We start from the raw sequence: 10512 nt of genomic DNA, 5'->3' as shown, positions 1-10512 counted from the left end.
CGCCGCTCTCCCTATCTTACACCCCCCCCCCCGGCGCCCGGGGCCCGTGCGGCTCAGTGGCGGCGCGCCTCGCCCGCCCGCGCGGCCGCCCGGGCGTTTTCGTGACGCGGCGCCCCCCGGGGAGGGGCCGCCGCCCGGCATCGCCCATCGCGCGTAAAGAGGCTCGGCCATGAAACCGTTCGACTTCCCGCCGCTGCCGCCCCTCGCAGGTAGGCCTCCGGGGCTGGGCAGGGCCTGCGCCCCCGGCGTCACTCCGGTCGCGACGTGAGCGCCGCCGCGCGCGGGGACGCGCCGCACGGCGGGCGATACGGCGAAAGCGTCTTCCGCCCCGAAGAGGCGGGCGAGGGAGAGCGCATCGACTTCGGCGCGCTCGCCTACGACGACATCACTATGGCGCGGCTGCGGGCGATCGGCGTCGGACCGGGGTGGGACTGCCTCGACGTGGGCGCCGGCACGGGCACGGTCTCACGCCGGTTGCTGGAGGAGGCCGGGGCGGCGAGCGTGCTCGCCGTGGACCGGGATGTGCGCTTCCTCGAGGCGCGTCAGATTCCCGGACTCCGTGTGCTGGAGGCCGACGTCACCGCCGCCGGTTCCGTCCCCGGCCGGTTCCGGCTCGTCCACGCCCGGTTCGTGCTGATGCATCTGCCCGAGCACGAACGAATGATCGCCCGGCTGGCCGGACTCGTCGCGCCCGGGGGCGTGCTGGTGCTCAGCGACGCCGTCGACCTGACGAACGAGCGCACGCCCGCCACCCCTTACAGCGCGGCGATGCGGGCGATGTGGCAGGGCCTGCGGGCCACCATCGGCACCGATGTCTCCTGGGTGCCCTCTTATCCCCGCCTGTTGCGCGACGCGGGACTCGTGTCCGTCGCCGCCGAGGTCCATGTGCCGCCGCTGCTGCCCGGCGGTCCGCTCAGCCGCTTCTGGGCCGACACGTGGGAGCGGAGCAGAGCGGCGATGCTGGCCACCGGACTGGTCGACGACGCGGGCGTCGACGCCGCGATGCGGTATCTGGACTCCGACGAGTGCGCCGCGCTGTCGGCCGGCATGCTGACCGCCTGGGGACGCAGACCCGGGGCGGACGCTCGCTGACCGTCCCGGCCCCCGGCCCCGACCCCGGCTCCGGCCGTGGCGCGGGCCGTGGCGCGGGCCGGACTCACTGCAGGACGTCGGGACGATCGCGCAGCGCCTGGCGCACCGACCACACGACGGCCACCAGCGGTACGGCGACCACGGCGCCGATCACCCCCGCCGCGACCGCTCCGCCGACGACCGCCAGTGCGACCACCACCGGATGCAGCCGGACGGCCCAGCTCATCACGATGGGATGCAGAAGGTGGCCCTCGATCTGACCCATGATCACGATCAGGGCCACGACCAGCCCCGCGACGAGGAGCCCCTTCGACGCGAGGGCCACGACGGCCGCCACCGCCAGGGCGATCGGCGAGCCGATCAACGGGATGAACGCGGCCAGGAACTCCAGCAGCGCCAACGGGACGGCCAGCGGCACGCCGAGGGCGAACAGCGCGATGCCCACGAGGACCGCGTTGATCACGGCCACCAGCAGAATGCCGCGCGTGTAGCCGGTGAAGGTCCGCCAGGCGGCCTGGCCCATGACGTTGAACGTCCGCCGTGCCCCGTCGGGCAGCTGGTCGCACACCCACTGCCACTGCCGGTCGCCGGAGTACGTGAAGAACACCCCGCAGAACAGGGCCAGGGCCAGCACGGTCAGCACCTCGACGAGTCGGCTCGCCCCGCTGAGCGCCGTGCTGATGAGGGTGGAGCGGTGACTCGACAGCAGAGAGCCGATCCGGGACTGGAGATCGTCGAACGCGTCCGGGGGGAGCCGGAAGGGAGGGTCCTCCAGCCGCCTCTCGATCCGGTCGATGCCCGCCACGAACTCCTTCTCCAGCCCGCTTCGCTCATCGGCCGCGGTCTCGCCCACCAGCGCCAGCACGCCGAGGACGAGGACGATCGCACCGACGAGCGCCGTCGCCACCGCGAGCGGACGGGGCATGAACCGGGCGAGGAGGCCGACCACCGGGCGGATCACGGCGGTGATGACGAGGCCGAGGAAGACGGCGACGGCGACCCGGTGGAACTGTCCGAGCACGGAGAAGACGACCCGGACGACGACGCCGACGGCGATGAGCCTCCATGCGTAGGCGGCCGCGGTCCGCAGCAGAGCCGGCACGCGCGGCCCGTCGCCGCCGCGCCGCTCCGTCGGCGCGGCCGGCTCATCGGGGGGTGTGGACATCTCATGCCCTTACCACGCGTCGAGTGCCGGATCGCGGCGTCGGCCCGGAGTTCCCCCGAAGGCCGCACCGGCCGGGTGAACGGCCGATGGGACCGGCGTCGTGAACCGCTGTCGGGAACAGGCGTCCGGGCGGCGGCGGCGGTGGCGGGCGTTGGTAGCGTCGGCTGTGCCGTGCCGGCCGGCACGGTGTGCCGTTCGACCGAGAGAGACCTCATGTCCCCGACGATCCGCAGGGCAGTGATCCCCGCCGCCGGACTGGGCTCCCGTCTGCTGCCCCTGACGAAGGCGATCCCCAAGGAGATGCTCCCGGTCGGCGACAAGCCGGTCATCGAACACACGGTGCGCGAGCTGGTGGACTCCGGGATCACCGACATCACCATCGTCGTCTCCGGCGGCAAGAGCCTCATCCAGGACCACTTCCGGCCCAACCCCGCCCTCGTCGCCCAGCTGCGCGCCGACGGCAAGACCGCCTACGCCGACGCGGTGGAGGAGGTCGCCGAGCTGGCCCGGCAGGGCCACATCACCTACCTCGACCAGCAAGGCCCGTACGGCAACGGCACCCCCGTCCTCAACGCCGCCCGTGCCTTCGGCGACGAGCCCGTCCTGGTGCTGTGGCCCGACGACGTCTTCGTGGCGGACGTGCCCCGCGCCCAACAGCTGATCCGCGCCTACGAACTGACCGGCTGTCCGGTCCTGGCGCTGCTGCCCATGGACCCGGGTGACTCCCAGCGGTACGGCGTGCCCATCGTCAAGGAGGACCTCGGCGGCGGCACCCTGCGGATCACCGGACTGGTGGAGAAGCCCCGGCCCGCCGACGCCCCGTCGTCCTACGCGGCCATCGGCGGCTACGTCGTGACCCCCGGCATCATCGACGAACTCCGTGAGCAGACCCGCCGCTGGTACGAGCACCGGACCGGCGAGGTCTACCTGACCGACGCGATCAACGCCTACGCCGCCACCCGCGCCGTGTACGGGCAGGTCATCCAGGGGCGTTGGTACGACACCGGCAACCCGGCCGACTACCTCGTCGCGCAGATGGCGTCCGCGCTCGCCCATCCCGAGTACGGGCCGGTCCTGCGGGGTCTGGTGGCCGGGCTCGACGCCGACCGCGCCGCCGGCCACCGGCCGGAGCGCGACTCCTGATCCGCGGCTTCGCGCCGGGGCCGATCGCGCACGGCGTGCGGCCCGCGGCCCGGCGGGCGGGGCGGACCGTCGATCAGGCGGTGAGCGCCTGTTCGACGGTGCTGTGGCAGGAGAGCACCGCGTCGAGGCCGACGAGCTGGACGACCCGCGCCACCGATTCCTGGGCGGCGGCCAGCCGCAGCCACCCTTCGGCGGCGCTCACCTGCTGGTGTACCTGGACGAACACGTTGATGCCGCTGGAGTCCAGGAAGGTCACGCCACTGAGGTCCGCCACGATCCGGCGCCCCTGATCGCCGTCCCGGGACAGCAGTGCCTCGCTCAGCGCGTCCTTGACGTCGTGATCGATCTCGCCGCGCAGGCTCACGACACGGATGCCGCCGACGCTGGCGTGTTCGACGGACAGCCGGTCGGATCGGCCCGTTTCCTGGTTGTCAGTCACCGTTTCCTCAATCGCACCTAGGCTGCCGGGGGCAGCGTCTGTGAGAGCAATTCTGCCGCACGGTGTCAGCCGCACGCTCCCAACCGGCTGTGCCGAAGAACACGGCCCGCGACATGCATGACAACGTGGCGGGTACACGCACACCCGTGAGTGGGGAGTAGAAGGACGATGCCTGGTGGAATCGCGATTCGACGACGACGGCGGCGGCACGGGGTTCGGCGCCGACCTGATCGAGGCGGGGTATGTCCTCTCCGGAGGCGACGGGTGCATCGCTCAGGCCCGGCGCGACGCCGCCGACTTCCTCACGCGGGCCCGTGACGATCGCGGTGTGGACGTCTCCCCGCGCGCGATGGACCTGACCCAGCTGGTGGTCAGCGAGCTGGTCACCAACGTCCGCAAGTACGCGCCGGGACCGGCGTCGATGCAGCTGCGCGTGTCCGGAGCGATGGTGGAGGTCGTGGTCCGCGACAGCGACCCCACGGTGCCGCTGGTGGGCGTCGCGGACCCCGCCCGGATCGGCCAGCACGGTCTCGAGATCGTCCAGGCCGTCGCCCATGACCTCGTCGTCGAGCCGCAGCCGGACGGCAAACGAGTCGTCGCCCGCATTGTCCTCGCAGACCCGCCCGGCCGTGACGCCGCGGCCCACCGCCCCTGGTGACGATCGCTCCGCGCTCCGAGCGCGGAGCGGACTTTGCCCTCAGCGGGGCCGAGCGAGCTGTTCCACCCGGGCGTGGAGACGCTCGACGTGCTGTTCGGATTCCGGCTTCATCAGGACGCTGCGGAGGATGCGCGCGCCGTCGACGTCCGCGGCGATCTCCGGACGGCGGACCGCGAACGCCTCGCGACCGGCTTTGAGGGTGCTCAGGAACACCGGGTCGCCGTCGTTCATGCCGTCGGTCAGCACCCGCGCGGACGCGGCGTCCACGGCGGACAGGGTGGCCGGTTCCACGGCCGGGAAGTACCCGACGATGTCCAACTCCGGCCGCTGGTACAGCTCCAGCACGTCGGACTGCGAGATCAGGTCGGCCCACCGCAGAGCGGCCCGGCGGCCGGCCGCCAGCACGCGGCCGAGACCGGACGGGGTGGGCGGCAGGAGGCGGAAGGTGAGCCACAGCGCGGCGGCCGAGGCGCCCGCCCGGGAGCACTCCAGGCTGATCTCGCCGAGGTGCAGCTCGGTGGAGGTGAAGTAGGTGTAGGGCGAGTCGTGCAGGTAGAAGCGCCCCACCTCGGGATCGCGGAAGAGGACGGCCCCGCAGCCGTAGGGCTGGAGCCCGTGCTTGTGCGGGTCGACGACGATCGAGTCGCACCGGGCGATCGCCCGCCAGGGCTCGGACGGGAGCCCCTCGGGGCCGTCGGCGCCGGCGAGCAGGGTGAAGAAGCCCCCGTACGCGGCGTCGACGTGGAGGCGGACGCCGTAGCGGTCCTTGAGGGCGAGCGCGCGGTGGATCGGGTCCACGGCGCCGAGTCCGGTGGTCCCCGCGGTGAGGACGACGGTGCCCACGTCTCCGCCGCGCAGGACGTCCTCCAGGGCGTCGAGGTCCATGCGGCCCCCCTCGTCGGTGGGGACGGGGTGGCCCTTCATTCCGAGGACGTGGCACATGCGGCCGTGGGTGTAGTGCGCTTCGGCGCTGTAGGCGACTCCTTCGCCGGGGTGGAGTTCCCGGGCGACGAAGAGGGCTTCGAGGTTGGCGATCGTGCCGCTGGTGGTGAGGTGGCCGAGATGGGTGTCGTAGCCGAACATGGCGGCGAGCTGCGCGACGGCCTCGCGCTCCATCGCCGCGGTCGCCGGGCCGCCGTCCAGGGCGTGGTTGTTGGGGTTGATCAGCATGGCGGTGAGATGGCCGACCACTGCGGCGGGGTGCGGGGGCTTGAGCATCTGGCCGGCGTAGTGCGGGTGGAAGAACGGGTAGTTGTCCCGCGTCAGCCGACCGGTGAGCTCCTCGAAGGCGGAGGCGAAGCGCTCGTCGTCGACGTGCAGGGAGGGGTGCGGCTCGTACGGGCTGTAGGTGTCGGCCCACTCCTGTATGGCGTGGGTGGCCCGGCCGAGCCAGTGCTGCAGGTCCATGGACATGTCCCCTTTCTCCGACTGCTGCGCGGTGGTGGGCTCCATCCTAGGATTTTGCTGACTGCTCAGCAATTGACTGCTCAGCAATTGAGACGTCGGTAGGTGAGCGGGCAGTAAAGTCGGGGTGACGGCCTTCGGCAGAGGGGGCCGTGGACAGGAGAGGACGTCGACAGGTGGATGCGGCCGACCGGCCGGGCGACGAGGCCGCCCGTGCTGCCAACAGCCCGCTGGTGCACGACTTCGGGCTCCTGATCAAGACCGCCACCCGGCTGGAACAGCGGATCGACGGCGCTCTCAGGCGGGAGTGCGGGATCAGCCACACGATGTTCGAGGTCCTCATCAGGCTCTGTCGCCGCCCGGGCGAGGAGATCACCCAACGCGTGCTGGCCGACGACCTCACGCTGACCAGCAGCGGTGTCACGCGTCTGATCGACCGCATGGAGGAGGCCGCCGTGGTCCGCCGAGTGCCGTCGCCCGAGGACCGCCGCAGCGTGCTGGTCGAGGCCACCGACCGCGGTCGCTCCGTCTTCCTGCGGGCGGCGGAGGTCCACTCGCAGGTCGTCGAGCGGTACTTCGTCACGCCGGTGACGCCGGGCGACTACGCGCGGCTGACCGGCTCGCTCGGCGAGATCCACCGGGCACTGCGCGACGACGCCTGAGGGGCGCCGGGCCCGCCGCCCCGGCGCGCTCGCGGCGTCAACGGTCGAACTTCCAGGTGACCCGCGGTTTGACGGGGTCACCCTCGACGCCGACCACCCGGACGGGGATGGAGATCCGCTCGCCGCCGGAACGTGCCCTGCACGTCTCGGCCGCACCGACCACCGCCTTGAGGTGGGACGGGCAGGAGACGTCGTGGATCTCCCGTCCGAGCCAGGGAAGCGGGTGGTACCAGCCCTGGATGCGCGCTTCGAGGATGGTGTGGGAGACCGCGAGGTGGCCGTCCTCCCGCACGTAGAGCCCCTCGGAGACGGGGTCGATCGTGGTGTGCTGCACATCCGTGGCCGCGCAGAGCCAGGTGACGACACCGGCCACGGCGGCCACGGCGACCGCACCGCCCACGGAGCCGACGAGGAAACCGCGCTGCATCTCGTACTCCCGGGTTCGGGTCCTGGACCTGTGAGCGACATCGATCGAGTGGAGGAAGTGACTGACTCCACTCTCGCCCACGGATGGGGGCGTGCGCCTCAGCCGTACGGCCAGATCCCGCCCCTGGCCACGCCGCCCCTTCTCGGCCGTACGGCCGACCCCGGCGCAATACCGACTCCCCGGCCGCGGGACCAGGCGTTTCCCACGGCACGGGCAACGGGACAACCCCGGGAAACGCCTGGCCGTCCCGGGCCGCCGACGACAACGTGAGCATCGTCGATCTCCAGGGAGCGCCGTCGCACGGTGCGGCGGCCCCGGGGCTGAACTCACGTAGGGATGCGCGCCAGTGATCAGTTGGAACAGTGTTTCGTCCGCCGCACGGCGGTCCGTCCGGGGCCGGGCCCTGTCCACGGCTGCTGCCGCGGCGCTGCTGGCCGGCGGCATGACGCTCCTCGGGCCCGCGGGCTCGGCGCAGGCCGCCGCTTCGGACTGCGAGGGCGGCAGGAACGGGTTCATCGACATCTCCGACAACGCGTACGACACCACCGCCCGCCAGGTGACCCTGTGGAGCGAGGGCGTCAACATCAGTCTGCAGTACGGCAACATCCGTGGCGTCCAGCGCGGTTGGGCTCTCATCGCGGGCGATGTGCAGCCGGGCAACCAGGTGTGGCTGGACTGGACCCGGGACGGCGGCCGGACCTGGATCCAGTGCGGGCCCTTCACCTCACGGGGCGGCGAGAACAAGACGAGCGCGGCCCAGCGCACCAGCACGGACGCCAACTGGAAGTTCCGCGCGTGCGGTTCCACCCGGTCCGGCATCCACTGCACGGACCCGTGGTGGTAGGCCGACCCCGGCCGCACGTCTCCACCCCGCAAGCCATCCCCGCCCGTCCACCCCGCACGTCCGTCAGGACGTCCACCGGCACGTCCACCCGCACTCGCGTGCGGCTCGCACGACCTCCGTCCGACGACCATGACGACGAAACCCCTCTGGAGACACATATGAACAAGTCACGCGCCGTGCTCGCGCTCGCGACGGCCGCCCTCGTGGCCGCGCTGGGCAGTCCCGCCGTCGCCGCGTCGGCCCCCGTCGCAGGCAAGGCCGCCGGGCCGGCCCACTGCGTCCTCGTCCTCGACGAGGTGAAGGCCGGCGAGGACGTCTCCCACGTCAGCCTGCACCAGTGCTTCAGCGGTCCCGACGCCTCCGCCCGGGCCGCGGCCGCCGTACCGCGAGCGGCGGCGCAGACGGAGCTGATGACCTGGGCCGAGCACGCCGACTGGGGCGGCCAGTACACCAAGGTCTACGGCAACGCCGGGCCCTGCGACGCGGCCGGCTACAGCTTCAGCCCGAACAGCTGGTGGTCCTCGCACCTGTCGTCGCTCCTGGTCGACGGCGGCTGCACCAAGGCCTTCCTCAGCGGCCCGAGGGGCAACGGCACCTTCGGACGCTCCATCTCCTACGTCGGCGACGCGCTCAACGACGCGGTGACGTACGTCAAGATCTGGCGCGGCTGACCGGATCGCTGGACCGAAAAGAGCTGGGGAGCAGGGGTCGGATCAGGGGTTTCCCGGTCGTCGCGCCAAGAGGCAACGGGAAACCCCTGGTACCGCAGGCCCGTGGGGGCCACGGTGAGGCCAGTTCCGCCCCTGAGCCACACGGGGGCCTGATCGAAAACGCGGTCCGGACTGTCGGCGCCACGACCACATGGCACGGCCGCGAGAGGAGAACCGGATGAGAACACTGCGCCGGGGAGCGGGGCTGGTCGCCCTGATGGTGACCGCCCTTCTCCTGGCCCTGCTCCCGACGACCGCCGCCCAGGCGGCCGGCACGGGGGAGCAGAACTCGTGCGCCGTGCAGGGCATCGCCTCGCCCGAGGCGCAGCGCGCCATCGACGCGGCCTGCGCGGAATGGCGTGCGCGCACGGTGTACACGTGGGGCGGAGGCCATGGACCGGCTCCCGGCCAGAGCTACGGCACCTGGGACCTCAGCAGCCCGAGCCACTTCGAGGAGACCGCGCTCGACCCCCAGACCCGCGGGTTCGACTGCTCGGGGTTCGCGCGCTGGGCCTGGTCCAGGGCTGCGGGGTACGACATCCTCGGCGGCGGGACGGCCTATGCCATGTACGTCAACGCGGGGCGGACGTACCAGCAGGTCCACGGCGCAGGCGGAGGCAAGCCGGCCGTGTCCGACATGGAGCCCGGCGATCTGGTGTACACAGCGGTCGGCGGTCAGGTCAAGGACATCACCCACATGATGATCTACCTCGGGGGCGGCTACGTCGTCGAGGCCTATCAGTCGCAGCTGCCGATCCGCGTGATCGACATCAACTCGCGTATCAGCAACAACCGCCTGGTCGGGGTGACGCGGATGCCGCAGGGCAGCCCGTTCACGGAACCCACGGGCTACGACGGCACGCTGCAGGTGACGTGGGGCACGGGCGTCGCCGTGCGCCAGCACCCCAACCGCTCGGCCGGCCAGGTCACCCTGCTGTCCGGACCGGACATCGTGTACGCCAAGTGCCAGCAGCGCGGGGAGCGCGTCACCGCGGAGGGCTACACGAACGACGCCTGGACGTATCTGTCCAACCGCGGCGGCTGGATCAGCAACATCTTCCTGAGAGGTCCGGCCTGGCTGCCGGAGGTGCCCACCTGCTCAGGGTCCGACTACGACTCGCAGATCGGCCCCGGCGGCGGGGGCAACGCCACCCAGGGCGGCGCCTACGGCACGTGGGGCACGGGCGTGGCGATCCGCTCCCAGCCGTCCACCGTCGACGGGACGACGGTCGCCCGGCTGGCCGGTCCCACCTCGGTCGCCGTCAGCTGCCAGATACACGCCCAGAGCGTGACGTCGGAGGGCTACACCAACGACGCCTGGTCCTATCTCCCGCAGTACGGCGGCTGGATCACCAACATCTACATGAAGGGCGACGCCTGGCTCTCCGGCGTCCCGGCCTGCGACGGCAGGGGCACCGCGACCCCCGTCGGCGCGCACGCCTACAGCACATGGGGCACCGGGGTGACGATCCGCAGCACGCCCTCCGCCGGCGCGGGCGTCGTGACCCGGCTCTCCGGTCCTACCGGTGTCGCGGTCTCCTGCCAGAAGCACGCCGAGAGCGTGACGGCCGAGGGATACACCAACGACACCTGGTCGTATCTGCCCGAATACCAGGGCTGGATCAGCAACATCTATATGAAGGGCGACGCGTGGCTGGACGGCGTCCGGAACTGCGTGGTTCCGGGCATGAGTTGACCGGCCTCGTCGGCTGAACCTCTGACCACCGCCCCGGTAGGCAGGCTCACGGGGGGTCCGCGTACCGGGGCGGTCCCATGAACCGGTCGGTGTCCTCATGTGCCGGACACCGACCGGTCTTTGTGATGCTCGTCACTTCCCGGCATGCCTCAGATTCCGCGTTCCCGTCCCGGCTTACCATCCCCCAGACACACGGTCGCCGACCTGACCAGTCGGCGTCAGAAACGGCGCTCTGCGCGCCGTTGGCCTCGGGGGCACACCACTCATGGACC

The 10512-nt window shown here is 71.8% G+C and carries 11 protein-coding genes; 7 read left to right on the top strand and 4 right to left on the bottom strand.

Annotated elements, in window-relative coordinates; translation table 11 throughout:
• Positions 1-264: 264 nt before the first annotated feature.
• Positions 265-1092, top strand: a complete 828-nt coding sequence (locus ABT300_RS37080) for a class I SAM-dependent methyltransferase (protein WP_351685586.1) — start codon at positions 265-267, stop codon at positions 1090-1092.
• A 64-nt stretch (positions 1093-1156) separates the two neighbouring features.
• Here ABT300_RS37080 and ABT300_RS37075 read toward each other — a convergent pair whose 3' ends face one another.
• On the bottom strand, positions 1157-2257 hold the full coding sequence (locus ABT300_RS37075; protein WP_351685583.1) for an AI-2E family transporter: 1101 nt from the start codon (positions 2255-2257) through the stop codon (positions 1157-1159).
• Positions 2258-2470: 213 nt separating this feature from the next.
• Between ABT300_RS37075 and ABT300_RS37070 the strand changes: the two genes are divergently transcribed.
• Positions 2471-3400: a UTP--glucose-1-phosphate uridylyltransferase gene (locus tag ABT300_RS37070; RefSeq protein WP_351685581.1), complete on the top strand. Its 930-nt coding sequence runs from the start codon at positions 2471-2473 to the stop codon at positions 3398-3400.
• A 73-nt stretch (positions 3401-3473) separates the two neighbouring features.
• Here the strand turns inward: ABT300_RS37070 and ABT300_RS37065 are convergent, their stop codons facing one another.
• Entirely contained in the window at positions 3474-3839 is a 366-nt protein-coding gene (locus tag ABT300_RS37065) for an STAS domain-containing protein (RefSeq protein WP_351685578.1), read from the bottom strand.
• A 175-nt stretch (positions 3840-4014) separates the two neighbouring features.
• Between ABT300_RS37065 and ABT300_RS37060 the strand changes: the two genes are divergently transcribed.
• A complete protein-coding gene (locus ABT300_RS37060) occupies positions 4015-4497 on the top strand; it encodes an ATP-binding protein (RefSeq protein WP_351685575.1) in 483 nt (160 codons plus the stop codon).
• A 39-nt stretch (positions 4498-4536) separates the two neighbouring features.
• On the opposite strand, the gene ABT300_RS37055 is transcribed toward ABT300_RS37060, so the two are convergent.
• Positions 4537-5904 (bottom strand): pyridoxal phosphate-dependent decarboxylase family protein, encoded by a 1368-nt coding sequence (locus ABT300_RS37055; RefSeq protein WP_351685589.1) that lies wholly within the window; start codon positions 5902-5904, stop codon positions 4537-4539.
• A 173-nt stretch (positions 5905-6077) separates the two neighbouring features.
• Here ABT300_RS37055 and ABT300_RS37050 point away from each other — a divergent pair, with 173 nt between their 5' ends.
• Complete coding sequence (locus ABT300_RS37050; protein ID WP_351685572.1) at positions 6078-6563, top strand: MarR family winged helix-turn-helix transcriptional regulator; 486 nt, start codon at positions 6078-6080, stop codon at positions 6561-6563.
• A gap of 37 nt (positions 6564-6600) precedes the next feature.
• Here the strand turns inward: ABT300_RS37050 and ABT300_RS37045 are convergent, their stop codons facing one another.
• Positions 6601-6990, bottom strand: a complete 390-nt coding sequence (locus tag ABT300_RS37045; RefSeq protein WP_351685569.1) for a DUF4333 domain-containing protein — start codon at positions 6988-6990, stop codon at positions 6601-6603.
• A gap of 346 nt (positions 6991-7336) precedes the next feature.
• Between ABT300_RS37045 and ABT300_RS37040 the strand changes: the two genes are divergently transcribed.
• From ABT300_RS37040 to ABT300_RS37030, 3 genes are all read left to right on the top strand, one after another.
• Complete coding sequence (locus tag ABT300_RS37040; protein WP_351685567.1) at positions 7337-7834, top strand: hypothetical protein; 498 nt, start codon at positions 7337-7339, stop codon at positions 7832-7834.
• A 158-nt stretch (positions 7835-7992) separates the two neighbouring features.
• Positions 7993-8505 (top strand): hypothetical protein, encoded by a 513-nt coding sequence (locus tag ABT300_RS37035; protein WP_351685564.1) that lies wholly within the window; start codon positions 7993-7995, stop codon positions 8503-8505.
• 217 nt (positions 8506-8722) lie between these two features.
• A complete protein-coding gene (locus tag ABT300_RS37030; RefSeq protein ID WP_351685561.1) occupies positions 8723-10240 on the top strand; it encodes an NlpC/P60 family protein in 1518 nt (505 codons plus the stop codon).
• The last annotated feature ends 272 nt before the right edge of the window (positions 10241-10512 follow it).

The organism is Streptomyces sp. NPDC001027, from assembly GCF_040299045.1.
In the GTDB taxonomy this organism is placed as follows: domain Bacteria; phylum Actinomycetota; class Actinomycetes; order Streptomycetales; family Streptomycetaceae; genus Streptomyces.
Note: the sequence above shows the minus strand (reverse complement) of the source record. Positions and strands in the feature narration are given on the sequence as shown.

Coding starts and splice junctions, on each gene's coding strand:
- ABT300_RS37035 (WP_351685564.1), top strand. CDS start 7,993: ATGAACAAGTCACGCGCCGTGCTCGCGCTCGCGACGGCCGCCCTCGTG.
- ABT300_RS37030 (WP_351685561.1), top strand. CDS start 8,723: ATGAGAACACTGCGCCGGGGAGCGGGGCTGGTCGCCCTGATGGTGACC.
- ABT300_RS37055 (WP_351685589.1), bottom strand. CDS start 5,904: ATGGACCTGCAGCACTGGCTCGGCCGGGCCACCCACGCCATACAGGAG.
- ABT300_RS37045 (WP_351685569.1), bottom strand. CDS start 6,990: ATGCAGCGCGGTTTCCTCGTCGGCTCCGTGGGCGGTGCGGTCGCCGTG.
- ABT300_RS37070 (WP_351685581.1), top strand. CDS start 2,471: ATGTCCCCGACGATCCGCAGGGCAGTGATCCCCGCCGCCGGACTGGGC.
- ABT300_RS37075 (WP_351685583.1), bottom strand. CDS start 2,257: ATGTCCACACCCCCCGATGAGCCGGCCGCGCCGACGGAGCGGCGCGGC.